The sequence below is a fragment of the Polynucleobacter sp. UB-Raua-W9 genome (genome assembly GCF_018687435.1).
In the GTDB taxonomy this organism is placed as follows: Bacteria; Pseudomonadota; Gammaproteobacteria; order Burkholderiales; family Burkholderiaceae; genus Polynucleobacter.
This window is the reverse complement of record NZ_CP061290.1, coordinates 517,111-542,432: the sequence shown is the minus strand read 5'-3', so window position 1 is coordinate 542,432 and position 25,322 is coordinate 517,111. Positions and strand designations below refer to the sequence as shown.

The window sequence follows — 25,322 nt, the reverse complement described above, 5'->3', positions numbered from 1 at the left end:
GTTATTCCCACTCAATCGTAGCCGGTGGTTTTCCACTGATGTCATAAACCACGCGATTAATCCCGCGTACTTCATTAATAATTCGGTTTGAGACTTTGCCCAATAACTCATGAGGCAAATGTGCCCAATGTGCAGTCATAAAATCTTGTGTTTGCACCGCTCTTAAGGCAACAACATACTCATAGGTTCTGCCATCACCCATCACACCAACGGATTTGACAGGCAAAAAGACTGCGAAGGCCTGACTGGTTAAGTCATACCATGATTTTTGACTTGCCTCATCAATAGTATTGCGCAATTCTTCAATAAAAATAGCATCGGCGCGTTGCAAGAGTTCTGCAAACTCTGCTTTTACCTCTCCCAGAATGCGCACACCTAGACCTGGGCCTGGGAATGGATGGCGATAGACCATCTCTCGTGGCAAACCTAATGCCACGCCAAGCTCACGCACTTCGTCTTTGAACAACTCACGCAAGGGCTCAAGCAACTTCAGGTGCATATCCTCTGGTAAGCCACCAACGTTGTGATGACTCTTAATCGTATGCGCGCCCTTTTTTCCCTTACCAGCAGACTCAATCACATCCGGATAGATGGTTCCTTGTGCAAGCCACTTAGCATTTTGAATCTTGCCAGACTCAGTTTGGAAAATTTCTACAAATTCTTTGCCGATGATCTTGCGCTTTGCCTCTGGATCAGCAACACCAGCCAGCTCACCCATGAACTTCTCTTTAGCATCAACACGAATAACCTTAACACCTAGATTACGCGCAAACATTTCCATGACCATAGCGCCTTCATTCAGGCGAAGCAGACCATGGTCAACAAACACGCAAGTGAGTTGATCGCCAATCGCACGATGAATCAAGGCTGCGGCAACACTAGAGTCAACCCCGCCAGATAAGCCAAGAATGACCTCTTCATCCCCAACTTGCTTACGGATATTTTCAACTGCCTCACTGATGTAATCGCCCATCACCCAATCTGGCTTACATTGGCAAATCTCATGTACAAAGCGCTCAATGATTGCGGTGCCCTGGATGGTATGAGTCACTTCTGGATGAAATTGGAAAGCGTAAAAACGACGCTCTTCATCAGCCATACCAGCAATCGGGCAAGATTCGGTAGAGGCCATTAACTTAAATGACGGGGGCAAGGTCGTTACAGAATCGCCATGACTCATCCATACCTTCAAAATGCCGTAGCCTTCATTAGTAGAAAAATCCTGAATGCCTTTGAGTAAGTTGGTATGGCCATGAGCGCGCACTTCTGAATAGCCAAACTCTCGCGCTTTACCCAATGACTCTGCAGAAGCTACCGCACCACCCAACTGGGTTGCCATAGTTTGCATGCCATAGCAAATGCCAAGAACTGGGACGCCCAATTCAAAAACAATTTGAGGTGCACGAGGACTACCATCTTCAGTAACAGAGCTTGGACCACCAGAGAGAATAATTCCCTTGCCGCCCTGCTCTTGAATAAATTTGCGAATAAATTCTGGATCGCAATCAAAAGGGTGAATCTCTGAATACACCCGTGCATCACGCACACGCCTAGCAATTAATTGAGTAACTTGTGAACCAAAGTCGAGAATCAGTATTTTGTCGTGCACGAAAGAAACAGCCTTAATCAATGTGGTAATTCGGCGCTTCCTTGGTGATCTTCACATCATGAACGTGTGACTCGCGTACACCCGCTGAAGTGATTTCCACAAAATTGGCTTTTTCATGTAACTCGTCAATTGTTTTGCAGCCGAGGTAACCCATCGAGGAACGGATACCTCCGGTGAGTTGATGCAAGATTGCTAGTACGCTGCCCTTGTAAGGTACCTGACCTTCAATACCCTCTGGAACGAGCTTCTCTGCATTTGCAACGATATCGTTCTGGAAATAGCGGTCTGCAGAGCCATCAGCCATCGCGCCCAATGAGCCCATGCCACGGTAACTCTTGTATGAGCGACCTTGATACAAGAACACCTCTCCAGGAGCTTCTTCAGTACCAGCAAAAAGGCCCCCCATCATTACAGCACTGGCACCAGCCGCTAATGCTTTAGCAACGTCGCCAGAATAGCGAACACCGCCATCGGCGATGAGAGGAATACCTGTTCCCTTCAGCGCAGCAGCTACGTTAACAATCGCAGAGATTTGAGGAACACCAACACCCGCAACAATACGGGTTGTACAAATTGATCCAGGACCGATACCAACTTTGACACCATCAGCACCGTGATCAGCCAAAGCTTTAGCAGCATCGCCAGTAGCAATATTGCCGCCAATCACTTGAACATGAGGGAAAGTTTTCTTAACCCATTTAACGCGATCTAAAACACCTTGACTATGACCATGAGCGGTATCCACCACAATCACATCAACGCCTGCGCGAACTAGAAGCTCAATTCGTTCATCATTATCAGGACCCACACCAACCGCTGCGCCCACGCGGAGTTTACCTTCGCCGTCTTTACAGGCGTTGGGGTGTTCAGTAGCTTTCAGAATATCTTTGACAGTAATCAGACCGCGTAATTCAAATTTGTCGTTGACAACCAATACGCGTTCCAAACGATGCTGACTCATTAAGCGTTTTGCTTCCTCTAATGAGCAACCCTCTTTAACGGTAATCAAACGCTCGCGTGGAGTCATCTTGGTTTTTACCGGAGCATCTAAATCCTCTTCAAAACGCAAATCGCGATTGGTGATGATCCCCACAACCTCTTTACCAACCAACACCGGGAATCCAGAGAAGCCATGTTCACGAGAAAGCTGAATGACTTGGCGTAGCGTGACTTCTGGAGCAATGGTGATTGGATCACGCAGAACGCCAGATTCATAACGCTTCACTTTGGCCACTTCGCGGGCTTGCTCGGCTGGCGTTAAGTTTTTATGAATGATTCCAATACCACCCTCGCTGGCCATGGCAATTGCCAAACGACCTTCGGTCACGGTATCCATAGCCGCAGACACCAGTGGTGTGTTGAGAGAAATTTCTCGAGTTAACTTACTTGCCAGATTGGCATCTCGAGGAAGTACCGAAGAATAAGCCGGTACAAGGAGCACATCGTCAAAAGTGAGTGCTTTTTGAATGAGTCGCATGCAAAACCCCTAGTCGCAAAAACAGATTATAGCCTCCTAGCCTTTCTTTTAGCTGCGGCAGCCTGAAATTTGGCATCCTGATTCTGATTGGCCTTCTTACGCCGAATGCTCTTAGGATCAATTAAGAGGGGGGAATAGAGCTCTAAACGATCCCCTGGGTAAATAGGGCTATCCCAGTCTTTGCGCTTCCCAAAGACTCCAAAACAGCCTTTTTGGGCTATGAGCGGATCATCTTGACCGGTGGCAATTCCAGCCCTCACCAAAGCCAAACCCACGGTCGCAAGCTCACCTTCTTTTAACTCTAATGTAAACATACTTAAAACAGGTTCACCCTCTCTGGCATCGCATAGCAATAGATTAAGGCTAGGACTAGACATCAAGCTCCTCCGCCCTTTTCACAAAGCAATCCACAAAGGTACCGGCTATATGACTAAAAACAGGGCCGATGATCTTATCTAGAATGGCACTCTTAAATTCCCAATGGAGCTTAAATTCGACCTTGCAAGCATCCTCACGTAAGGGAATAAAATTCCACTGCCCTGAAAAATGCTTAAAGGGGCCATCCACAAAGACCATATCAATCGTTTCTGGGCGGTGATTGATATTGCGCGTATGAAAGAACTGATTAATACCCTTGAAATGGATATTGATTTTGGCATCCAGAACTGTCTCATTCTGCTCAAAAATTTCAACTCCGCCGCACCAAGGCAAAAACTCGGGATAACGCGCTACGTCAGTTACCAAGCCATACATTCGGTCGGCTGATTGGCCAATTAAAACGGTCTTGTAGACGTCTGCCATAATCGATCTTGGAAGCTAAATAACTATGAGTATCGTCGATAACAAAAAAGCCTTCTTTGATTATTTTATCGAGGAACGCTTTGAAGCAGGGCTTGTTCTGGAGGGCTGGGAGGTCAAAGCCATCCGCGCAGGTCGCGTGCACGTCAAAGAAGCGTATGTTGTCATTCGCCAAGCGGAGCTGTTTCTGATCGGCTGTCATATCACCCCTTTGCTTTCAGCTTCGACGCATATTGTTCCCGACAGCACCCGTACCAGAAAACTCCTACTCAATGCCATTGAGATACGCAAATTGATTGGTAAGGTAGAGCAAAAAGGCTATACCTTGGTTCCACTCAATCTCCATTTCTCCAAAGGGAATGTGAAATGCGAAATTGGGCTTGCCAGGGGTAAAAAGCAACATGACAAACGTGCCGCCACCAAAGAGCGTGAGTGGGAGGTACAAAAAGGACGGATTGCTAGGGGTGACTTAAACGCTTAGTAGCCCAAAAACTGAGCTAAACTGCCCCAATAGGTCAGAACTCAGCTTTTTGCACTTATATGGTGCAATACAGCACCAAGCTGCTTCAAATCACCATAACCAGTTTTCTTAAAGGCATTAGTTTTATAACTATGAAACTGCCTTTTGATGAAATGCTCGACGACGCTGGCAAAGCACGCCCCCACTACCAAATTTTTCATCATTGGTTAAAGCAGCAGAGCGACACCCTCATGGGTCTGAAGCGCGCCGAAGCCGACCTCATCTTTAGACGGGTAGGCATCACTTTCGCCGTCTATGGAGATGACCTCGGATCAGAGAGAACGATTCCATTTGATCAAGTACCCCGCATCTTTACTGCTAAAGAATGGGAGCAGCTTGAGGCAGGGTTGCGTCAACGGGTTAAGGCATTGAATCGCTTTATTTACGACGTGTATCACGACGAAGAAATTATCAAAGCAGGCATCGTTCCTGCAGAGCAAATTTATAACAACGCACAATATCGCCCAGAAATGCGGAATGTGAGTGTGCCACGCGATATTTACGCACAAATTGCTGGTATTGATATTGTGCGTGCAGGTGAAGGTGAGTTCTATGTGCTGGAGGACAACTTGCGTGTTCCATCTGGCGTCTCTTACATGGTTGAAGATCGCAAGATGATGATGCGCCTCTTTCCCGATCTCTTCCAAAAATATCGCATTGCGCCTGTTGAGCACTACCCAGATCTTTTATTGGAATGTCTGAAGTCTGTTAAGCCCGACGATGTCAAGAAGCCAAACGTAGTGGTGTTGACGCCGGGCATGTACAACTCAGCATACTTTGAACACAGCTATCTTGCCCAACAGATGGGTGTTGAGCTCGTAGAAGGTAAAGATTTGTTTGTGAAAAACGAGCAAGTCTTCATGCGAACGACTCAAGGGCCTGAGCGGGTAGATGTAATTTATCGCCGCGTAGATGATGACTTCTTGGATCCATTAGCATTTCGCTCTGACTCCACCTTGGGTGTTGCGGGACTCCTATCGGCGCATCGCGCTGGTAACGTGACTTTAGCCAATGCGATTGGCACTGGCATTGCTGATGACAAATCTATCTATCCCTACGTTCCAGAAATGATTGAGTTTTACCTTGGTGAAAAGCCGATTCTTAATAACGTGCCCACATTCCAATGTCGCAAGACTGATGATTTGGCCTATACCTTAGCGAATTTAGATAAGTTGGTTGTTAAGCTAACTCATGGTGCAGGTGGTTACGGCATGCTGGTTGGACCAGCCTCCACCAAAGCTGAAATCGAAGAATTCAGAAAACATCTCATTGCTAATCCCGATAAATATATTGCCCAACCAACCTTGGCACTATCAACCTGCCCAACATTTGTTGAGTCAGGTGTTGCTCCAAGACATATTGATTTACGACCTTTTGTGCTCTCCGGCAAAACCATCAAGATGGTGCCAGGCGGCCTAACCAGGGTGGCCCTCAAAGAGGGCTCTTTAGTAGTGAACTCCTCCCAAGGCGGTGGAACTAAAGACACCTGGGTCTTAGAAGAGTAAAAGGGATAAAAAATGTTAAGTCGTACCGCTGATTGTCTCTATTGGATGGCCCGCTACACCGAACGCGCAGAGAACACTGCCCGCATGCTCGACGTCAATCATCAAACCTCTCTACTCCCACAGCCTAAAGAGTTTCTTGAGCAAAGCTGGAAGAAGTTGCTTACTATTTCAAAGCTTGAAGATGCCTTTTTGAGCCAATATGATGAAGTGAATCGTGAAAATGTCTTGGATTTCATGATCTATGAGACTAGCAACCCATCGAGTATCGTTTCTTGCTTATACGCTGCGCGTGAAAATGCCCGTGTGATTCGCGGGAAGATCACTTCTGAGGTGTGGGAAACCCAAAATACCACTTGGTTAGAGTTGCAACGCATTCTAGAGGCAAGACATCAAGCTGATCCCAGCAGACTACTCGAGTGGGTGAAACACCGTTGCCATCTCTTTAGGGGGGTATTGCACGGCACGATGTTAAAGAATGAAGCTTTCTACTTTATCAACGTTGGAACTCTTTTAGAGCGAGCAGATAACACCGCTCGTATTCTTGAAACTAAGTATGAAGATCAGGCAGCACTGAAAAGCTTCAGATACAAAGGTTCTGATGAAGGCGCCGATGGCAAGTTCTTTGACTTTTATCACTGGGCTGCACTGCTGCGCTCAGTTTCTGCTTTTGAAATTTATCGTCAAATCTATTCTGATCAAGTCACACCAAAGCAGGTCGCTCAACTGCTGATCTTTAATAAACAAATGCCGCGCTCATTGATCTGCTGCGTGAATGAGCTCATACCTTTGATCTCTGAAGTCAAGAATCAACAATCGAAAGAAATTGAGCGTTTACTCGGTAAACTCAAGGCCAGCTTGGATTACTCCGATATTGATGAAGTTTTTCAGCAAGGTCTGGAAGAGTTTATCGAAGTCTTCCTGGAGCGCATCAATCATATCGCCGATGAGTTTAGTAACGCTTATCTCATACCTTTAGCCACTAACTAAGAGTTAGTAAACAATATGCGCTTAAAAATTCGTCATCGTACCGAATACCGCTATGAAACTCCCGTGCGTTACTCCATCCAGGAGTTGCGCCTCACGCCGCCCTCCCTTATAGGCCAAGAAATTCATAAATGGAAGGTTAGCACTCCTATTAAAGCAACGAGTTCAATCGATACCTTCGGTAACGTTTGCAACGTTTTTGTTCAAGAGAGCCCATACACCTCTATGATGATTGAGGCAGAGGGCGAGGTGTATACACAAGATGCTTTTGAGTTTGAGGATGATGCAAAAGCCATTTCACCCTATTACCTACTTCAGCAAACTCATCTAACCGAACCCAACGAAGAAATGCTGGAGTATTTCGCATATAGCCTTCCAAAGAAAAATTCAGTTGATCAAGTACTGAAATTAACTGAAGCAATTCAAGGCTTGATTGCATACTCACCAGGACAAACTAACTTTGCCACCACTGCAGCCCAATCATTTGCCATGAAATCTGGCGTATGCCAAGATCACGCCCATATCATGCTCGGGCTATGTCGTGCATCCAATATCCCGGCCCGCTATGTGAGCGGTTATTTCTTTGCCGAAGAATCCCCAAATCTTGCAAGTCATGCTTGGATAGACTTTTGTAGTGACATCGACAAGGGGGTCTGGACCAGCGTTGACATTACACATGCCTGCCTCATTGATGCGCGTCATATTCGTTTAGCTATTGGTCGTGACTACTACTCTGCGGCACCTGTTAAAGGGGTGCGCTCAGGGGGTGGTGGCGAGGAGCTAAGTGCAAGCATTTCCATCCAACAACTGCCCTAGCAGCCCATTCTGGATAATTAAGAGATAATTCCAGGAAATGATGAATAGGGGTTAGGGTATGACGTACTGTGTTGGACTTTGTCTCAAAGACGGCCTGGTTTTTCTCTCAGATACCCGCACAAATGCCGGCGTAGATCAAATCGGCACCTTCAGAAAAATGAGTATTTTCCAAAAAGATCATAACCGTTTTTTTGCAGTCATGAGCTCTGGCAATCTTGCTATTACTCAGTCTGTTAAAGAGATCCTGCTTCAAGGGCAACTTTTTAAGGGCAAGAATCTTTGGACGGCCAACAACTCATATGAAGCCTCAGTTGTTGTGGGTGATGCCATCAAACAAGTTTATGAGCGTGATCATTTGGCGCTTGAAAAAGCTGGTCTTGAGTTTAATTGCAATATGATTTTTGGTGGACAGGTCAAGGGTGAGAGCCCACGCCTCTTCAACATTTACTCGGCCGGAAACTTTATTGAAGCCACCCCCGAGACTTGCTACTTCCAGATTGGAGAATCTAAATATGGCAAACCGATTTTGGATCGAGTGCTCAATTTCACGACACCCCTCAATCTAGCCACCAAGTGTGCCTTGATCTCAATGGACTCGACCTTAAAAAGTAATATTTCAGTTGGGCTGCCATTAGACATGCTGGTTTATGAAAAGAACTCTCTCAAGGCTAGCAAGTTAGTGACCTTAGATGATGCAAATCCTTATTTCGCCATGATTCATCAATCATGGGGAGAAAAGCTACGCGAGGCCTTTAACTCGATTGCCGAGCCAAGTTGGAGCGGGGCTCATAAATCTAGCGATATCTCAGTCCCAGCAAAAAAAATGGGGGCCGTACCAATCAACCATCCCCCCTCAAGAGCACAGATGGCTAAATTCAAAACCGCCAGCAAGACAAGTAAGCCGGTGAAGAAGTTAGCAAGCAAAAAAGTGGTCGCCAAGAAAAAATAAAGTGATAGATACAAAAAAGCCTAGAATCAATCTAGGCTTTTTATGTACCGCTTTGTTTACTTAGGCTTTTAAGCTCTTACCCAACATTTCCCAAGTTTCCACTACGCTGTCTGGATTCAATGAGATCGAGGTAATGCCCTTCTCTACCAACCAACGTGCAAAGTCTGGGTGATCTGATGGACCCTGGCCGCAGATGCCAACATACTTGTTCTGCTTGCGGCAGGCATCAATCGAACGTGCAATCATGAACTCAACCGCAGGATCGCGCTCATCAAAGTCAATAGCCAGCAATTCCATGCCGGAGTCACGATCTAAGCCCAGGGTTAGCTGAGTCATATCGTTAGAGCCGATGGAGAAGCCATCAAAATACTCCAGGAATTGATCAGCCAGAATCGCATTGGATGGAATCTCGCACATCATGATGAGACGCAAGCCGTTCACACCACGCTTCAGGCCAAACTTCTCCATCATATCGATCACGCGCTTCGCTTGATTAATGGTGCGCACAAATGGCACCATGATCTCTACGTTATCAAGACCCATATCTTCGCGCACACGCTTCATCGCAGCGCACTCAAGAGCAAAGGCTTCACCAAAGTCCTCAGATACATAACGTGATGCCCCGCGGAAGCCCAACATTGGGTTTTCTTCATCGGGCTCATAGCGTGAGCCGCCAATCAACTTCTTGTACTCATTCGACTTGAAGTCAGATAACCGCACGATCACTGGTTTTGGATAAAAAGCAGCTGCAATCGTTGCTACACCCTCAACCAATTTATCTTCATAGAACTGACGTGGGCTAGCGTAACCACGAGCCACACTCTCTACTGCACGCTTCAGATCAGGATCAACGTTTGGATACTCCAATACTGCACGTGGATGTACGCCGATATAGTTATTGATAATGAACTCGAGACGCGCTAAACCGACGCCAGCATTCGGAATCTGACAGAAGTCAAACGCTAACTGGGGATTGCCGATGTTCATAGTGATCTTCACTGGAATTTCTGGCAATACACCACGAGATACTTCAGTTACTTCTGTCTCGATCAAGCCATCATAGATGTGACCTTCATCGCCCTCTGCACATGAAACCGTTACCATCATGCCATCTTGTAAATGCTCAGTAGCATCACCGCAACCCACTACCGCAGGCACACCTAACTCACGCGCAATAATGGCTGCGTGGCAAGTGCGTCCACCACGGTTAGTGACAATCGCAGAAGCACGCTTCATCACGGGCTCCCAGTTAGGATCAGTCATATCAGCAACCAAGACGTCGCCCGGCTGAACGCGATCCATTTCGCTAGGGTCACGAATAATTCTGACAGGGCCAGCACCAATCTTTTGGCCAATCGCACGACCTTTGGCCAGCACCTTAGAGCTACCCTTCAGCTTGTAGCGCATCTCGACTTGACCGGCAGCTTGGCTCTTTACTGTCTCAGGACGAGCCTGCAGGATGTAGATACGGCCATCTTGACCATCCTTACCCCATTCAATATCCATTGGACGACCGTAGTGCTTTTCAATGATCACTGCGTACTTAGCCAGCTCAGTAATATCAGAGTCCTCTAAAGAAAAACGATTGCGCTTTTCTGGCGTGACATCCACTGTTTGCACCTTGTCAGCAGAACCTTTTGGCGCAAATTGCATCTGAATTAATTTAGAGCCTAAAGAGCGACGAATAATGGCTTTTTTATCTTGAGCCAAGGTTGTTTTAAAAACATAGAACTCATCCGGGTTAACGGCACCCTGCACCACTGTCTCACCCAAACCGTAGCTTGAGGTGATGAAAACGACATCCTCAAAACCTGATTCCGTATCTAAAGTAAACATTACGCCAGCAGCACCTAGGTCAGAGCGCACCATCCGCTGAATACCCGCAGATAAAGCCACTTCGGCATGGGCAAAGCCCTTGTGAACGCGGTAGGAAATAGCACGATCGTTATAGAGGGAGGCGAATACTTCACGGATCTTCTTGAGAACATCGTCAATACCCTCAACATTCAAGAATGTTTCTTGCTGTCCAGCAAAAGAAGCATCCGGCAAGTCTTCTGCAGTGGCGGATGAACGAACAGCAAAAGAACCTTTACCAGAATCGTCTAATACAGCGAATGCTCTACGAATCTCTTCATCAAGCTTTGCTTGAAACGGCGCCGTTTCAATCCAGTGACGAATCTCAGCACCAGCTTCTGCCAATGCGCGCACGTCATCAATATTCAATCCCTCTAATCGCTTTTGAATACGGTCAGTCAGATTATTGTGCGTCAGAAAATCACGAAAAGCTAAGGCAGTAGTCGCAAAACCCGTTGGTACACGAACTCCCGTGGAAGCCAGTTGAGAAATCATTTCTCCCAGTGATGCGTTCTTACCGCCGACTGACTCAACATCAGTCATGCGAAGCTGCTCGAAAGGCAAAACATAGGCATCTGCCATACTGCTATTTTGTTGCTGTTGGTTGGACATAAAATACTCTCTAAGGGTAGGAAAACTGGTCAAGCGGCCCCTCAAAATGGGGCATACTTCAATAAAGCATATTGTAGTGCTGACCCTGACTTTTAGGCCAAATCCATGTCTACCGAAACCCGTATAGTTTTTATTGTTTCTGATGGAACCGGCATCACCGCCGAGAACTTCAGCCAATCAATTTTGGCCCAATTTGAGGCTACTTTTAAGCACATCCGCATCCCTTTCGTGGATAGCGTCGATAAAGCCCATGAGGCCGTTAGCAGCATTAACCAGGCATTCAGTAAATATGGGGTCCAGCCTATTGTGTTCACTACTTTGGTGAATACCGAGCTCAATAACATTGTCGCCAAGGCTAATGGCTTAATTTTGGATATGTTCCAGACCTTTGTGGCACCCCTTGAGGCTGCCTTGGGCATGAAATCCACCCATGCCATGAATCGCCTGCACCACAATGCGGATACCGAGGCCTACAAGAACCGTATTGAGGCTATCAACTACTCCTTGGCTCATGATGACGGGCAATCCAACCAAAATCTTGCCGAAGCCGATGTTATTCTGATTGGCATCTCCCGCGTTGGTAAAACGCCGACCAGCCTTTACTTGGCAATGCAATATGGATTGAAGGCAGCAAACTACCCACTCATTCCCGAAGACTTTGAACGGGGACAGCTACCCAAAGACTTAATGCCTTATCGGCAAAAGATTTTTGGCCTCATGATTGATGCCGAGCGACTTTCAGAGATTCGGAATGAACGGCGCCCAGGCAGCAATTACGCCAAACTGGAAAACTGTCGCTACGAAATTAACGAAGCCACCGCAATGATGAAAAAGCAATCTATTCCCTGGATTTTGACTACGAGTAAATCGATTGAAGAGATTGCGACGACTGTTTTACAAGGAATCAAATCCGATAAAACAATCCTAGGCTAGTGCTCCTTAACTACGTCTGACGCGCATCGTCTCAAATAGGCAAATAGCAGCAGCCGTAGAAACATTCAGGGACTCTACTCTTGGGTCAATCGGAATCGATACTCCTTTAGCCTGAGCTAGAAGATCTTCTGAAACCCCCTGTCCTTCGCTACCCATAATCCAAGCTACGGGATGCAATAACTCCTTACCCAAAGAGAACAGTTCTTGGTCTGCGTCTGCGGTGGCGGCCAGCATTGAGCCTGTCACTGCGCTTAGCACCTGCTGATTAGACCAACCTTCATATAAATCCAATAAGCGGTGTGCCCCCATACCAGCACGCAGTACTTTGCTAGACCACAAATGCGCGCAACCTATTGTCGCAATAACTTGGGTAAAACCTGCGGCAGCCGCAGAGCGTAATATCGAACCCACATTACCCGCATCCTGAATGCAATCCAAGATCACAACATCTCCGTTCAGAGTAGCAATCGATTGTGGCAAAGTTAAACAAGATTTTGGAAGATCGAGTAGTCCTGAGATATGGGGTGCATTCACCAAATCGCTCAGCAAATTCCAGAGCGCACTATCAAGCTGATAAACCTTAGTATCGGGACATATTTCTATGTGCTCGTAGACCGCCCGTGAGATTTCCACATTCTTGAGGCCAAGCTCAGAAGTAAGTAGAATTTTTAGTGCAGGATCGCCAACCCAGGTCTGCACCAGATGAATGCCCTCCAGCAAAGCCCGACCACTCGCTAGCCTCGACTTCTGCCCCTTAGAGCCAGCAGCTTGTAGCAAACGAATTTCTTTAAAAAGTGAATTCTCTTTGGATGTAATGAGGTCAAAGTTCATCGCTAGCCTGCAATGCCTTCTAGCACTTTTCGTACAGGGGAAAAACTTCTACGATGCTCATCACACGCACCAAATTTTTTTAACGCTGCAAAATGCGCTTCGGTTGGATAACCCATGTGCTGCGCAAATCCATACTGTGGATGTCTCTTGTCTAATTCTTGCATCTGGCGATCACGAGTTACCTTGGCGATGATGGATGCCGCTGAAATCGCTGGCTCTGTAGCATCTCCCTTAATGATTGCTTGAGCAGGAATAGGTAGCTCAGGGCAACGATTGCCATCTACAAGCACTTTATCTGGCCATGCACCCAATCTGCCAGTTAAATCTTCAACGGCACGACGCATCGCTAACATAGTAGCTTGCAGAATATTCATATCATCAATTTCTGCAGGGCTGGCTTCACCAACACCCCAGGCCTTGGCTTTTTCTATGATTTGCTCGAACAGAAACTCGCGGCGCGCTGCAGTAAGCTTTTTAGAATCCTTTAAGCCCGCAATAGGATTATTGGGATCAAGCACCACTGCGCCAGCCACTACCGAACCAACCAGTGGGCCACGCCCTGCCTCATCAATGCCGCATACCAAAATCACGCTCACAAATTGACTCTTTTCTGACGACTACTTGCAATCGTTTGTGCAACTGCCTGTGCAACCAAAAGACCAGTTGGACGGCGGAGTGTCTCATGCATTTGAGCAAAGCGCGTCTTTAGTTGAGCGACTTTACCAGGGTTATTGAGCCACTCTTGCAATGCCTTGGCCAACTTATCAGGGGTAGCCTCGTCTTGCAGTAACTCTGGAACCACAAATTCACCACACAGGATATTGGGCAAACCTACATAAGGCAGATAACCTTGACGCTTCATGATTTGCGCAGTCAACCAAGGCACCTTATACGAAATTACCATTGGCTTTTTCCAGAGGGCAGCCTGTAAAGTTGCGGTGCCACTGGCAATCAAGACTACATCAGAAGCTTCCAACACTTCATCGGCCATGCCATCGAGTAAATGAATCTCAACATCGGGATTACCATTGCTAGTTTTAAGTAAAAGTGCCTCAAGCGGTGCGCGCAACTTTGGCGTGGCTACTGGAATCAAAAAACTAAGCTTTTGGCCCTGAAGCTGCTTGGAGAGAAGTTCCATCGTCTCAAAGAACACTGGCGCTATGAGTTCAATTTCTGAACTACGGCTACCTGGCAAAACTGCAATCACAATTCCATCAAGCGAATTCTTGGAAAGCTTTAAAGCTTGAATGATTTTTTCTCGAGCTTGGTTTACATTTGGTTCGAGCGGAATTTCACTTGCCAAAGGGTGGCCCACATAAGTTGAGGCTACACCTGCTCGATCATAGATTTCCGTTTCAAACGGAAAGATGCAGAGCATACGCTCAACTGCTTGGGAAATTTTCTGAATACGCCCTGCCCTCCACGCCCAAATGGATGGAGAAACCAAATGCAAAGTTGGAATGCCTGCTTTGCGTAAATGGAGCTCAACACCTAAATTAAAATCTGGTGCATCTACCCCCAAATAAACATCAGGGCGACCTTCGCCAGTAAGATTTTGGATGAGCTCCTTGCGCACCTTCAGAATGGCGGGAAGCTGTTTAATTGCTTCAACGTAACCCCGAACACTCAAAGTCTCCATAGGCCATTCAGAGCGCATACCTTCAGCCTGCATACGAGGGCCACCGATACCGTAAACCTCTAAGTTAGCCATGTCTGGAATTTGATTTAATGCACTCAACACCGGTGCAGCAAGTAAATCACCAGAAGGTTCACCAGCTACACAAGCTAACTTAGGCAAAGCAAGGCCTTACCGAATAATGCCGCGCGTAGAGGCGGCAATGAAATCATGAAACTGCGTCAGTTTTTCTGCGGTAGCAGCATCAGCTGCATTTGCGCTGATCATATTTTTGAGCTCCACTTTAGCATCCTCAAAGCTCAGGCCATCCTTATAAAGAACCTTATATGCCTGACGTAAAGCAGAAATTGTTTCGCTGGAAAATCCACGGCGCTTCAGACCCTCAACGTTCATTCCGTGAGGAGCAGCTTTGTCACCAGCAGCAATAACAAATGGTGGGACATCCTGCACCAGGATCGAACCACCACCCAACATCGCGTGCTGCCCTACTCGCACAAACTGATGAACACCAGACATGCCACCCATAATGGCCCAGTCATCTACTTGTACATGACCAGCAATTTGGGCATTACTAGAAAAGATAATGTGGTTACCAACCTTGCAATCGTGCGCAATATGCACATAAGACATGATCCAGTTATCACTACCAATTCGGGTAATACCTTCATCCTGCGACGTGCCTGTGTGAATGGTTGTGAACTCACGCACAGTATTGCGATCACCAATAATCAACTGAGTAGGCTCGCCACGGTATTTCATATCCTGTGGGGCTCCACCAACTGAGGCGAAATGCGCAAAACTATTTTCTTTGCCGATGGTCGTGTAGCCTTCAATGACAGTATGTGAGCCCACCTTTGTGCCTGCACCAATCTTCACATTAGGGCCGATAACAGAAAAAGGACCAATCTCAACATCACTCGCAAGCTCAGCCTTGCTATCTACCACGGCGGATGCATGAATCCGAGTCATTACGCGCCTTTCGAACGAACTGCGCAGGTAATATTTGCCTCTGCAGCAATTTCACCATCGACAGTTGCTTGCACTGAAAACTTATAAATACCAGCACGACCACGCTCTAGCTTTGCAGTCATGATTAATTGATCGCCCGGCAGGACTGGCTTTTTAAAGCGTGCCCCATCAATGCCCGCGAAATAGTAGACAGCATCTTCTGGACGCTCTTCAGAGAAGGTCAGCAACGCTGCTGTTTGAGCGAGTGCTTCAATAATCAGAACACCCGGCATCACCGGGAAATCAGGAAAATGCCCTTGAAAGAATGGCTCATTCATCGTCACATTCTTGAGCGCGGTAATACTTTCTTGAGGCGTAATTTCAAGCACTCGATCAACCAACAAAAATGGATAGCGATGCGGCAATAACTTCAGAATCTTATTGATATCGATCGCGTTAGCTTTACTCATAAATTACCTACTGAAAAGTGAATATTAAATTGCCAAAGAGTTTTAAGACTCTGAGCGCTTGCCTTTATCCAGCAAACGCAAGCGTTGGCGTATTTTATCTAGACCACGCAAGATGGCAGCATTTTTCTCCCAAGCACTATGCAGCATCGAGGGATAAACCCCCGTAAAATGCTGTCCTGGCTCAGTAATAGAGCGAATAATAGAAGTGTTGCCAGAAACAGTAGTTCGATCGGCAATGCTGAGGTGGCCGGCAAAATTGGCGGCCCCGCCGATGATGCATAAATTACCAATTTTTGTACTACCTGAGATAGCGGCACATCCCGCAACTACACAGCAGTTACCAATAGTGACGTTATGCGCGATTTGTACTTGATTATCAATTTTAGTACCCGCGCCAATCACTGTATCACTCATAGCACCACGATCGATCGTGGTAGAGGCACCAATTTCAACATCACTAGCAATCACCACACGACCAGTTTGTGGAATCTTGACCCACTCCCCTCCGGTTGCAGAAAAATCTGGTGCAAATCCAAAGCCATCCGCACCTATCACCGCACCACTATGAATAATGCAGCGCTCACCAATGTGGGTGTCATGATAAATAGAAACGGAGGGGTAAAGCAGGGTATCGCTTCCAATCTGACTATTCATCGCAACACTAGTATTGCCTAAAATCGTCACACGCTCGCCCAGCTTTACTCCAGCACCAATTTGCACAAAAGGGCCAATATGGCATGAAGACGGAATATTGGCTGATGAGTCTATTGCGGCACTTGGGTGTATACCTGGGGCATATTTTGGTGCACTTGCTTTTGCAAAGTGCTGAGCCATTTTGGCAAAAGTGGCATAAGGATTTTTGGAGACAAAGTAAACTCGCTTTGATATGCCAACCCCTGGGTTCGCCTGCAAAAACGCTAAGTCAGACTCGCCAACAATCAGTGCCCCTGCAAGACTATCGCTAGCCTGTTGACGATACAGTGGATTCGATAAAAAGGATATTTGGTTGACTTGCGCCCGCTCTAAAGGGGCGAGACCAATTAATACGGAGGAGGCCTCCCCCACCAAGCTTGCTTGAAACTGTTCGGCCAGCTCGATGGCGGTGGGCATAAAACTTACTTAAGACTATTCAAAGCCTTGATGACATCATCAGTCACATCAGCCTTAGGACTAACATAAGCCGCCTCTTGAACAATGACGTCAATTTTTCTTTGCTCAGCAATTTGGCGTAACACTGAATTTGCTTTTTCAGCAATCTTAGCGCGCTCTTCAAATGTACGCTGATTGAGATCTTCCGTGAACTCGCGTTGCTTGCGTTGTAATTCACGATCCTGGTCAGCTAACTCGCGTTGACGACGAATGCGTTCTGCCTCATTCATGACAGCAGCATCACGATCTAATTTTTCAGCGGCAGTCTTAATCTTTTGCGCACTATCGCGCAAATCATTTTGACGTTTAGTAAATTCATTTTGCAGGCGGGTTTGCATTGCTTTAGCCAGGTTGGACTCATTAAATACTTTTTCTGAGTTCACCACTGCTACGCGAGTGCCAGCATCTTGTGCGAATGCCTGAGTTGCAGACATAGTTGTGATTACAGCAACTAAGCCCATCTGAATCCATTTTGAAGATTGATATAACTTCATAAAACTTTCCTTAAACAATTAAAACGCCGTACCCACCTGGAACTGCAAACGTTGGATATTATCGGTCGGCTGCGCCTTATACGGTAGGCCGTAACTGAACTTTAACGGTCCTAACGGTGAGATCCATGATAAACCCAAACCATAGGAGTATTTTAAGACTAGATTAATGTTGGTTCCGTAAGCATTACCGCCGTCCACGAAGGTAAATAGCCGCAGAGTCTTATCAACACCAGATCCTGGTACGGGGAAGGTATATTCCACATTCGTCACAATCTTGGACTGACCACCCGTAGGCTGATAGGTGCCATAAGTACTGTTATAGTACTGGGGGCCCAGGGAGCCTGGTGCATAGCCGCGAACCGAGCCAATGCCGCCCACATAGTAATTTTTAGTGATTGGGAAGGAGTGGGAGCCATACGCCTCGCCATAACCAACCTCGCCGTTAAACGAAAGGATATTTCCTTTTGAGAATGAGTGATATTTTTGATACTGGCCGTAGAGGCGATAAAAAGTCATATTACCCACCGGCGTGCCAACCTCGCCAGATAACTGCTGCAAAGATCCATCCGAAGGAATCAAGGTACTATCGCGACCATCGCGCGCCCAACCAACAGTCAAGGGGACATTATAGGTGCTTAAAGTGGCAGGATAACCTGGGGCGGCAATGTTGTAACTCTGGGCATAAGTTAAATAAGGTTGTGGAGTGTTAATGGTGGTATTAAGCCGGAAAGCCTCGATACCCGAACCAAAGAAGACTCGATCCACCTCGGTGTAAGGCACGCCAAACTTGATGCTTGAACCAACTGATTTTATTTGGTAATCGGGGTCACCAACATAATAGAGCGGTTTAGAAGAGCGGTAATAGACGTCAGTATAGCGACTGATACCATCTTCAGTGAAGTAAGGATCATAGTTAGATAAAGTTAAGTTCTGATTAATCTTGCCCAATGAAAAATTCAGGCCAACTGCTGTACCCGTACCAAATGCATTATCTTGATTAATACCAGCAGACAAAATTAACTTTTCCGTGGAGGAAAAGCCTGCACCAATTGTTACTGCACCCGTTGGCTTTTCGGTGACCTTCACTTTTACATCCACCTGGTCAGGTGAGCCTGGAACATCCTCGGATGTGATGTCAGTCTCGGTAAAGTAACCAAGGCGACCTAAACGCTTTTTAGATAAATCAATTTTGTCACTATCAAACCATGAGCTCTCAAATTGACGCATCTCACGGCGAATCACTATGTCACGGGTTTTTGCATTGCCAGAAATTGCTACCTGACGGACATAAATACGACGCCCTGGATCGATCACAAGGGTTAGGTCTACCTCAGCAAGATCACGGCGCACATCCGGCTGCGGATTAATGATGGCAAAAGCATAGCCATATGAACCCAGTACCTCAGCGATAGCCTTAGTACTTTCAGTCAACTTGGCCGAAGAAAAGGTGTCGCCTGGCTTTAGGGTGATCAACTGCATAAACTCAGACTCTTTACCCAAGGTATCGCCCGCTACACGGACAGCCTTAACGGTGAACTTTTTTCCCTCACTAACACTAATGGTGAGGTAAACACCTTTTTTATCAGGAGTAATCGATACCTGAGTGGACTCAATGACAAACTCAAGATATCCACGATTTAAATAATAAGAGCGAATGGTTTCCAGGTCAGCAGTCAACTTTTGCTTGGAATATAGATTATCTTTGCTATACCAAGATAACCAACCGCCCGTCTTTAGCTGCATCTCACTTTTAAGGGTGCTTTCACTAAAGACTTCATTGCCGATAAAGTTAATTTCTTGAATTTTGGCAACTGGGCCTTCATCAATATTGAAATAGACCGCTACCTGATTGCGCTCCACTGGAGTAACGGTAGCAATCACTTCAGCTGCATACATGCCCTTGCCAACGTACTGACGCTTTAACTCTTGCTCCGCCTTATCAATGAGAGCTCTATCATAAAATCGAGCTTCTGCCACACCCACAGCTTTCAAAGACTTACGCACAATCTCTTGATCAAACTCTTTCATGCCCGTAAATTCGATGCGAGAGATTGTTGGGCGCTCTTCGATGATCACAATGAGAACATCGCCCTGAGCCTGAATTTGCACGTCCCTAAAAAAACCGGTGCTATACAAAGCTTTAATCGCTTCTGCACCCTTTTCTTCTGTAAAGATATCCCCAACTTGCACGGGTAGATAGCTAAATACCGTACCGGGCTCGACGCGCTGCAATCCTTCAACGCGAATGTCCTTGACAACAAAAGATTCGGCCGCATGCGCGTTGAGGCTCAGCGCAACTGCAATCACCAACAAGAGATGAACACTGAGACGGGCAGAAATGCGGAAAGGTGAGATCAGAAAATTCAAGGCGATAAATAGCGTTGTAAATCGTTAAACAAGGCCAGAAGAGACAAGGAAATCAATAAAAGAAAGCCCACTTTCTGGAACTGTTCCTGTATCGAAACCGATATCCGCTTACCGGCGACTAACTCCCATGCATCATACAGTAGCTGACCCCCATCAAGCATGGGAAAAGGCAGCAAATTCAACAGGCCAATGCTAATACTTATAAGTGCTAAAAACGCAAAAAACGGCTGCCAACCTACCTGAGCAGACTTGCCCGCCATATCCGCAATACTCAATGGCCCTCCAAGCTGCTTCAAGGAGGTGTTTCCAGTAAATATTCCAGCCATTAACCGTACGGAGATCTTGGTGATTACCCATACCCTATCTGAGGCAAACCCGATCGCGTCAAGTGGGCCCAATTTCAGCTCAGTCCACTCCGCAAGCGGCACTGGCTTTGGCAGAATGCCGAGGGCTAACATGGGGTCACTTTCGGGGCTTAATTGGGGTAAATCTTTAGACAAAAAGGTCTTAATGTAGCGACTTCCTGAGGGAGTCTGCATTTCCAGGGCGAAGCCAGTCTCAGCAGTAAGCGCATTCAAAAGAGTCCAGCGCAAAGCATTCCAACTTGAAATAGGCTCAAATTCACTAGAAAGGGGCACAGAATTTGAATTCGATAGAGCCTGCCAGCCAATAACCCTATCCCCTTCGAGTACACCTAATTTGGCAGCAACTGAATTTTCAGGCGGCATCTTTAACACAGCAGGCAATTGCGGCGCACCAGAAACATAAATCACAGCGAACAGGAGAACCGCCAGGAAAAAATTAGCAAACGGGCCGGCTGCAACAATCAAAGAGTGTTGCCAGAGCGGTTTGTGATCAAAAGCCTCTGATTCATCCGCCAGGGCAATCGCTTGCTGACGGTCTCGACCGTCTAAGAGCTTTACGTAGCCGCCCAAGGGAATAGAGGCAATAACCCACTCTGTTTTATTGCTCGCTACATGAGTAAATAAGGGCTTGCCAAATCCAATTGCAAATCGGAGTACGCGTACGCCACACAAGCGCGCAGCTAAAAAATGTCCAAACTCATGAAAGCTCACGAGAATACCCAGGGTAGCTAAAAATGAAGCAAGAGTAATAAGTGCCTGCAAATAAATTCCTAATGACTTTTACAAATTAAAGGTTGAGAGTCTGAATATATTGACGCGCCGCTTTTCTAGCTTGAGCATCAACCTCTAAAATATATTCTATTGAGTCCGCTGCGGCAGTTGACATCGCATTTAACACTTTCTCTACCACCAAAGGAATGTGCAAATAAGACATGCCCTCATCCAAGAACGCCGCTACCGCTATTTCATTAGCCGCATTCAGGACTGTAGGTGCAGTGCCCCCAGCTTTTGCGGCAGCGAAAGCCAAAGATAAACAAGGGAAGCGATCCGAATCTGGCTCGCTAAAGCCGAGTGAAGTTAATTGAGTCAAGCTTAAGGGTGCAACACCTGCCTCAATTCGCTCTGGCCAAGCCAAGCCATAAGCAATAGGTGTACGCATATCAGGCTGACCCAATTGCGCAATGACAGAACCATCGCGGTAGCGCACCATCGAATGCACCACGCTTTGCGGATGAATCAATACTCTAATTTTTTCCAGCGGCAAGCCAAATAACCAAAAAGCCTCAATCACTTCAAGTCCCTTGTTCATCATGGTTGCCGAATCAACCGAAATCTTTCTGCCCATCACCCAATTTGGATGGGCGCAAGCTTGCTCAGGCGTAATGCTTTTCAATTGGTCCAAGGGAGTATCTCGGAATGGGCCGCCAGAAGCGGTTAGCCACAGCTCCTCAACGCCCAGACTAGGCATTGGTGCTTTAGTAAATTGACTGGGTAGGCATTGAAAAATTGCATTGTGCTCACTATCAATTGGTAGTAGCTCGCCACCGCCCTGCTTCATAGCTTGCATAAACAAATTGCCAGACATCACTAAAGCCTCTTTATTCGCCAGCAATACTCTCTTACCCGCCTTGGCTGCAGCCAAAGTAGGGACTAAGCCAGCTGCACCTACGATGGCAGCCATGACAGTGTCACAGTCCGAGTCAGTAACAGCAGTTACCAGGGCTTGCGGACCATAGAGCACTTGGGTATAGACTTTTTGGTCTCGTAATAACTGCTCTAGGCGCGCCGCGCCATCAGCATCAGAAACAACTGCGATGGCAGGCTTGAATTCTGCACACTGCTGCGCTAAGCGATCTACTTGTTTTCCGGCTGTCAGCGCAACAACCTTAAATCGCTCTGGATGCGAACGAATAACATCGAGTGTGTTAACTCCGATAGAGCCTGTAGAACCCAGAATGGCAACTTGCTTAATAGCCATTAAACAAATCCAGCCAACAATGCTGCAATTGGCATTGTTGGAATCAATGCATCAACGCGATCAAGCACGCCACCATGACCAGGCAATAAATGACTACTGTCTTTCACTCCAGCCAAACGTTTTAACTGAGACTCGAATAGATCGCCAAAGATACTAAAAGAAGTCAGCACAGTAACCATCAAAAACATTGGCACCCAACCAAAACGAATCGCCCAAGCACCAAAAAGGGTGGACTCAAAAGGCAAATAAATTACGCAGAGCAAGGCGTAGCCGTAGCAAAGCAGAAGGCCACCAATAGCACCCTCAACCGATTTACCGGGACTAATTTGTACTGCCAATTTGCGTTTGCCAAATGCCTTACCAACAAAGTAAGCACCAATATCTGCAACCCAAACCAAAGCCATACTTGTTAACAAAAATACTAAACCGAGTTCGCGCAAGAATACCAAGGAAAACCAAGCTGCCGGCAAGAGAATTAAGCCAAGTACCACATAAAAGGGGCGCAATTTTTGCAAAGAAAGATTCATGCCCTTTGCCAAAATGAATGGCGCCACAAAGAACCAAAAAATAACTGCCAAGAGTAATAATGCAAATTGCCAGGATGTATTTTGCATGCCAAGCAAAAATAGAATGATTGCCAAGCAAAACAATGCATACAGATAAGCCGCGCGCGAAGCATATGGAGCAAGTAAACTACTCCACTCCCATGCAGCTGCCAACAGGGCCACCAAGAAGAATGCGCCTATGTAAACTGGTGGCAATAAAAATAGGATGGGTAAAAGCACTGCCAAAAGAACAAGGGCAGTAATTATTCGGGTTTTGAGCATGTAGTGATGTGTTTAAAGAATCAGACTGCGTCACTCATAGCTTGCGAAGCAAGCTGAGCACTGGTGCGCCCAAAACGGCGCTCGCGCTGACTAAACCAATCAAACGCTTTGTGAAGTTCAGCCTCATCAAAGTCGGGCCATAAAACATCAGTGAAATAGAGCTCCGTATATGCGAGCTGCCACAACAAGAAGTTGCTCACACGCTGCTCACCACCAGTTCGGATAAACAAATCTGGCTCTGGAGCATAAGCCATCGAAAGATGGGGTTGAAGTAACTCCTCGGTAACCTGCTCTGGCTTCAAATTAGGATTTGCCTCTACACAACGGCGCATCGCCTGCAAGATATCCCAACGTCCGCCGTAATTAGCGGCAATCGTAAAAGTAAGCGCCTTACAAGCTGCAGTTTTTTCTTCCGAGAATTGCACCATCTCTTGAATGGCAGAGTCAAAACGACTCAGGTCGCCAATCAAGCGTAATGAAATATCGTTTTCAGCAAGGCGTGAGACCTCACCCTTCAGAGACTTTAGAAACAGCTTCATTAAGAAGCCCACCTCTTCTGGTGGGCGGCGCCAATTCTCAGAACTAAAAGCGAATACCGTTAAGTACTCAACGCCAATGCGACGACACTCTTGAACAATTTTACGTACAGCGCCCAAACCTTCAGAGTGACCAGCTACTCGAGGCATTAAGCGCTTACTAGCCCAACGACCATTGCCATCCATAATGATTGCCACGTGGCGAGGAATAGCGCTTACCTCTGGAATATCCTGGGTTGAGCTAGGGTGTTGGGTCATAAGAAGCAAAAATTCAATCGGGTGTTTAAACCGTCATGATCTCTTTTTCTTTTTCAGAAATAATTTTGTCGATATCTACAACTGCTTTATCAGTCATCTTCTGAATGTCATCTGTCGCACGACGCTCGTCATCTTCAGAAATTTCTTTGTCTTTTGTTAGGCGCTTAAGATGCTCATTCGCATCGCGGCGTAAATTACGAACGGCAATCTTGGCATCTTCACCTTCACTCTTGACAACTTTGCTAAGCTCGCGACGACGCTCTTCAGTCAGAGCAGGCATTGGCACACGAATCACCGTACCTTGAGATGCAGGATTTAAACCCAAATCAGAATCCCGAATCGCTTTTTCAATGACTGCAACCATCGTCTTCTCAAATGGTTGAACATTAATAGTGCGCGCATCCGCCAAACCCAAGCTAGCGACCTGACTCAAGGGGGTTGGATTGCCGTAGTAGTCCACCTGAATATGTTCCAAAATTCCGGGGTTAGCACGTCCAGAACGAATTTTTGCCAAACTGCTCTTCAAAGACTCGAGAGACTTTTGCATCTTTTGATCGGTTGTAGATTTAATTTCTGCTGCAGACATCGGGCCTCCTATTAAACGTGTACCAAAGTACCTTCAGACTCACCCTGTACTACACGCATCAAAGCGCCCGGCTTGAGTATTGAAAATACTTTGATCGGTAATTTACGATCACGGCACAACGCAAAGGCAGTTGCATCCATGACCTGTAAGTTCTTAATAATTGCTTCATCAAAAGTAATGGTCTTGTATAGAGTGGCTGTTGGATCTTTTACTGGATCCGCACTGTAAATACCATCGACCTTGGTTGCCTTGAGCATGACATCAACACCCATCTCAGCCCCGCGGAGAGCGGCTGCTGTATCAGTCGTAAAGAAAGGGTTGCCTGTTCCAGCTGCAAAGATCACCACCTTACCCTCACTCATCGCACGAATCGCACGCGGACGAATATACGGCTCAACTACTTGATCCATTCTCAGTGCGGATTGCACTCGCGCCTCAACACCCTTTTGGCGCAAAGCATCTTGCAATGCGAGTGAGTTCATCATTGTTGCCAACATACCCATGTAGTCTGCGGTAGCTCGATCCATACCGGCAGCGCCACCAGCAACACCGCGGAAAATATTCCCGCCACCAATAACAATAGCAAGCTCAATACCGCTACTGACCACCTGGGCGATTTCCGAAACCATGGAATCAATGGTGACTGGATTAATGCCAAAAGCATCGTCACCCATCAGGGCTTCACCAGAAAGTTTGAGGAGGACGCGTTTGTAGGCTGGCATATTTATATTTTTCCGTAATTGCCAAGTAATTTACTTACTTAGCTTATTGATCTTTAAGCACTTTTTAATATCTTCGCCAAATTATAAAGGGCTTGGGA

Annotated in this window: 25 protein-coding genes; 6 read left to right on the top strand and 19 right to left on the bottom strand. The window is 46.6% G+C overall.

Annotation, left to right across the window (positions count from 1 at the left end):
- Window position 1: 1 nt before the first annotated feature.
- Genes guaA through AOC07_RS02815 form a run of 4 tightly spaced genes read right to left on the bottom strand, consistent with a single transcriptional unit; the run spans window position 2 to window position 3,887 of the window.
- On the bottom strand, window positions 2–1,609 hold the full coding sequence (gene guaA / locus AOC07_RS02830; protein WP_215358092.1) for a glutamine-hydrolyzing GMP synthase: 1,608 nt from the start codon (window positions 1,607–1,609) through the stop codon (window positions 2–4).
- 13 nt (window positions 1,610–1,622) lie between these two features.
- Complete coding sequence (guaB, locus tag AOC07_RS02825) at window positions 1,623–3,086, bottom strand: IMP dehydrogenase (RefSeq protein ID WP_215293880.1); 1,464 nt, start codon at window positions 3,084–3,086, stop codon at window positions 1,623–1,625.
- A gap of 26 nt (window positions 3,087–3,112) precedes the next feature.
- The gene (locus tag AOC07_RS02820; RefSeq protein ID WP_215358091.1) at window positions 3,113–3,463 is read right to left on the bottom strand and encodes an RnfH family protein; all 351 of its coding nucleotides are present in this window, start codon (window positions 3,461–3,463) and stop codon (window positions 3,113–3,115) included.
- A complete protein-coding gene (locus AOC07_RS02815; RefSeq protein WP_215293878.1) occupies window positions 3,456–3,887 on the bottom strand; it encodes a type II toxin-antitoxin system RatA family toxin in 432 nt (143 codons plus the stop codon). The genes AOC07_RS02820 and AOC07_RS02815 overlap by 8 nt, the downstream gene beginning before the upstream one ends.
- Before the next feature lie 25 nt (window positions 3,888–3,912).
- Between AOC07_RS02815 and smpB the strand changes: the two genes are divergently transcribed.
- The 5 genes from smpB to AOC07_RS02790 all read left to right on the top strand — a co-directional run bounded on the left by smpB (window position 3,913) and on the right by AOC07_RS02790 (window position 8,658).
- Window positions 3,913–4,365, top strand: coding sequence for an SsrA-binding protein SmpB (smpB, locus tag AOC07_RS02810; RefSeq protein ID WP_215358090.1), 453 nt, complete (start codon window positions 3,913–3,915; stop codon window positions 4,363–4,365).
- A 131-nt stretch (window positions 4,366–4,496) separates the two neighbouring features.
- Entirely contained in the window at window positions 4,497–5,909 is a 1,413-nt protein-coding gene (locus AOC07_RS02805) for a circularly permuted type 2 ATP-grasp protein (protein WP_215293876.1), read from the top strand.
- A 12-nt stretch (window positions 5,910–5,921) separates the two neighbouring features.
- Window positions 5,922–6,896 (top strand): alpha-E domain-containing protein, encoded by a 975-nt coding sequence (locus tag AOC07_RS02800; protein WP_215358089.1) that lies wholly within the window; start codon window positions 5,922–5,924, stop codon window positions 6,894–6,896.
- Window positions 6,897–6,911: 15 nt separating this feature from the next.
- A complete protein-coding gene (locus AOC07_RS02795) occupies window positions 6,912–7,709 on the top strand; it encodes a transglutaminase family protein (protein WP_215358088.1) in 798 nt (265 codons plus the stop codon).
- A gap of 58 nt (window positions 7,710–7,767) precedes the next feature.
- Entirely contained in the window at window positions 7,768–8,658 is an 891-nt protein-coding gene (locus AOC07_RS02790) for a peptidase (protein ID WP_215358087.1), read from the top strand.
- Window positions 8,659–8,718: 60 nt separating this feature from the next.
- Here the strand turns inward: AOC07_RS02790 and ppsA are convergent, their stop codons facing one another.
- A complete protein-coding gene (gene ppsA, locus AOC07_RS02785; RefSeq protein ID WP_215358086.1) occupies window positions 8,719–11,124 on the bottom strand; it encodes a phosphoenolpyruvate synthase in 2,406 nt (801 codons plus the stop codon).
- Window positions 11,125–11,229: 105 nt separating this feature from the next.
- Here ppsA and AOC07_RS02780 point away from each other — a divergent pair, with 105 nt between their 5' ends.
- Window positions 11,230–12,057 (top strand): pyruvate, water dikinase regulatory protein, encoded by an 828-nt coding sequence (locus AOC07_RS02780; RefSeq protein ID WP_215293871.1) that lies wholly within the window; start codon window positions 11,230–11,232, stop codon window positions 12,055–12,057.
- A 6-nt stretch (window positions 12,058–12,063) separates the two neighbouring features.
- On the opposite strand, the gene AOC07_RS02775 is transcribed toward AOC07_RS02780, so the two are convergent.
- Genes AOC07_RS02775 through pyrH form a run of 14 tightly spaced genes read right to left on the bottom strand, consistent with a single transcriptional unit; the run spans window position 12,064 to window position 25,224 of the window.
- Window positions 12,064–12,888, bottom strand: coding sequence for an RNA methyltransferase (locus AOC07_RS02775; RefSeq protein WP_215358085.1), 825 nt, complete (start codon window positions 12,886–12,888; stop codon window positions 12,064–12,066).
- 2 nt (window positions 12,889–12,890) lie between these two features.
- Window positions 12,891–13,484, bottom strand: coding sequence for a ribonuclease HII (gene rnhB / locus AOC07_RS02770; RefSeq protein ID WP_215358084.1), 594 nt, complete (start codon window positions 13,482–13,484; stop codon window positions 12,891–12,893).
- Window positions 13,481–14,686 (bottom strand): lipid-A-disaccharide synthase, encoded by a 1,206-nt coding sequence (lpxB, locus tag AOC07_RS02765; RefSeq protein WP_215358083.1) that lies wholly within the window; start codon window positions 14,684–14,686, stop codon window positions 13,481–13,483. Before lpxB ends, rnhB begins: the two co-directional genes overlap by 4 nt.
- A gap of 9 nt (window positions 14,687–14,695) precedes the next feature.
- Window positions 14,696–15,493 carry an acyl-ACP--UDP-N-acetylglucosamine O-acyltransferase gene (gene lpxA, locus AOC07_RS02760; protein WP_215358082.1) on the bottom strand — a complete coding sequence of 266 codons (798 nt, stop codon included), beginning with the start codon at window positions 15,491–15,493 and terminating at the stop codon, window positions 14,696–14,698.
- Window positions 15,493–15,942 carry a 3-hydroxyacyl-ACP dehydratase FabZ gene (fabZ, locus tag AOC07_RS02755; protein WP_215293866.1) on the bottom strand — a complete coding sequence of 150 codons (450 nt, stop codon included), beginning with the start codon at window positions 15,940–15,942 and terminating at the stop codon, window positions 15,493–15,495. Before fabZ ends, lpxA begins: the two co-directional genes overlap by 1 nt.
- A gap of 42 nt (window positions 15,943–15,984) precedes the next feature.
- Complete coding sequence (gene lpxD / locus AOC07_RS02750; RefSeq protein ID WP_215358081.1) at window positions 15,985–17,052, bottom strand: UDP-3-O-(3-hydroxymyristoyl)glucosamine N-acyltransferase; 1,068 nt, start codon at window positions 17,050–17,052, stop codon at window positions 15,985–15,987.
- Window positions 17,053–17,057: 5 nt separating this feature from the next.
- Window positions 17,058–17,585: an OmpH family outer membrane protein gene (locus tag AOC07_RS02745; protein ID WP_215358080.1), complete on the bottom strand. Its 528-nt coding sequence runs from the start codon at window positions 17,583–17,585 to the stop codon at window positions 17,058–17,060.
- An 18-nt stretch (window positions 17,586–17,603) separates the two neighbouring features.
- Window positions 17,604–19,952: an outer membrane protein assembly factor BamA gene (bamA, locus tag AOC07_RS02740; RefSeq protein ID WP_215358079.1), complete on the bottom strand. Its 2,349-nt coding sequence runs from the start codon at window positions 19,950–19,952 to the stop codon at window positions 17,604–17,606.
- Window positions 19,949–21,079: an RIP metalloprotease gene (locus tag AOC07_RS02735; protein ID WP_215358078.1), complete on the bottom strand. Its 1,131-nt coding sequence runs from the start codon at window positions 21,077–21,079 to the stop codon at window positions 19,949–19,951. Before AOC07_RS02735 ends, bamA begins: the two co-directional genes overlap by 4 nt.
- 25 nt (window positions 21,080–21,104) lie before the next feature.
- On the bottom strand, window positions 21,105–22,289 hold the full coding sequence (gene ispC, locus AOC07_RS02730; RefSeq protein ID WP_215358433.1) for a 1-deoxy-D-xylulose-5-phosphate reductoisomerase: 1,185 nt from the start codon (window positions 22,287–22,289) through the stop codon (window positions 21,105–21,107).
- A 5-nt stretch (window positions 22,290–22,294) separates the two neighbouring features.
- On the bottom strand, window positions 22,295–23,122 hold the full coding sequence (locus AOC07_RS02725) for a phosphatidate cytidylyltransferase (protein WP_215358077.1): 828 nt from the start codon (window positions 23,120–23,122) through the stop codon (window positions 22,295–22,297).
- Window positions 23,123–23,142: 20 nt separating this feature from the next.
- Window positions 23,143–23,916: a polyprenyl diphosphate synthase gene (uppS, locus tag AOC07_RS02720; protein ID WP_215293861.1), complete on the bottom strand. Its 774-nt coding sequence runs from the start codon at window positions 23,914–23,916 to the stop codon at window positions 23,143–23,145.
- 25 nt (window positions 23,917–23,941) lie between these two features.
- Window positions 23,942–24,502: a ribosome recycling factor gene (gene frr / locus AOC07_RS02715; protein WP_215293860.1), complete on the bottom strand. Its 561-nt coding sequence runs from the start codon at window positions 24,500–24,502 to the stop codon at window positions 23,942–23,944.
- A gap of 11 nt (window positions 24,503–24,513) precedes the next feature.
- Window positions 24,514–25,224 (bottom strand): UMP kinase, encoded by a 711-nt coding sequence (gene pyrH, locus AOC07_RS02710; RefSeq protein WP_215293859.1) that lies wholly within the window; start codon window positions 25,222–25,224, stop codon window positions 24,514–24,516.
- Window positions 25,225–25,322 lie beyond the last annotated feature (98 nt).

Excerpts from the sequence above, each read along its gene's own strand:
- guaB (WP_215293880.1), bottom strand. The coding sequence starts at position 3,086 with ATGCGACTCATTCAAAAAGCACTCACTTTTGACGATGTGCTCCTTGTA.
- AOC07_RS02820 (WP_215358091.1), bottom strand. The coding sequence starts at position 3,463 with ATGTCTAGTCCTAGCCTTAATCTATTGCTATGCGATGCCAGAGAGGGT.
- AOC07_RS02815 (WP_215293878.1), bottom strand. The coding sequence starts at position 3,887 with ATGGCAGACGTCTACAAGACCGTTTTAATTGGCCAATCAGCCGACCGA.
- smpB (WP_215358090.1), top strand. The coding sequence starts at position 3,913 with ATGAGTATCGTCGATAACAAAAAAGCCTTCTTTGATTATTTTATCGAG.
- AOC07_RS02805 (WP_215293876.1), top strand. The coding sequence starts at position 4,497 with ATGAAACTGCCTTTTGATGAAATGCTCGACGACGCTGGCAAAGCACGC.
- AOC07_RS02800 (WP_215358089.1), top strand. The coding sequence starts at position 5,922 with ATGTTAAGTCGTACCGCTGATTGTCTCTATTGGATGGCCCGCTACACC.
- AOC07_RS02795 (WP_215358088.1), top strand. The coding sequence starts at position 6,912 with ATGCGCTTAAAAATTCGTCATCGTACCGAATACCGCTATGAAACTCCC.
- AOC07_RS02790 (WP_215358087.1), top strand. The coding sequence starts at position 7,768 with ATGACGTACTGTGTTGGACTTTGTCTCAAAGACGGCCTGGTTTTTCTC.
- ppsA (WP_215358086.1), bottom strand. The coding sequence starts at position 11,124 with ATGTCCAACCAACAGCAACAAAATAGCAGTATGGCAGATGCCTATGTT.
- AOC07_RS02780 (WP_215293871.1), top strand. The coding sequence starts at position 11,230 with ATGTCTACCGAAACCCGTATAGTTTTTATTGTTTCTGATGGAACCGGC.
- AOC07_RS02775 (WP_215358085.1), bottom strand. The coding sequence starts at position 12,888 with ATGAACTTTGACCTCATTACATCCAAAGAGAATTCACTTTTTAAAGAA.
- lpxA (WP_215358082.1), bottom strand. The coding sequence starts at position 15,493 with ATGACTCGGATTCATGCATCCGCCGTGGTAGATAGCAAGGCTGAGCTT.
- fabZ (WP_215293866.1), bottom strand. The coding sequence starts at position 15,942 with ATGAGTAAAGCTAACGCGATCGATATCAATAAGATTCTGAAGTTATTG.
- lpxD (WP_215358081.1), bottom strand. The coding sequence starts at position 17,052 with ATGCCCACCGCCATCGAGCTGGCCGAACAGTTTCAAGCAAGCTTGGTG.
- AOC07_RS02745 (WP_215358080.1), bottom strand. The coding sequence starts at position 17,585 with ATGAAGTTATATCAATCTTCAAAATGGATTCAGATGGGCTTAGTTGCT.
- AOC07_RS02725 (WP_215358077.1), bottom strand. The coding sequence starts at position 23,122 with ATGCTCAAAACCCGAATAATTACTGCCCTTGTTCTTTTGGCAGTGCTT.
- uppS (WP_215293861.1), bottom strand. The coding sequence starts at position 23,916 with ATGACCCAACACCCTAGCTCAACCCAGGATATTCCAGAGGTAAGCGCT.
- frr (WP_215293860.1), bottom strand. The coding sequence starts at position 24,502 with ATGTCTGCAGCAGAAATTAAATCTACAACCGATCAAAAGATGCAAAAG.
- pyrH (WP_215293859.1), bottom strand. The coding sequence starts at position 25,224 with ATGCCAGCCTACAAACGCGTCCTCCTCAAACTTTCTGGTGAAGCCCTG.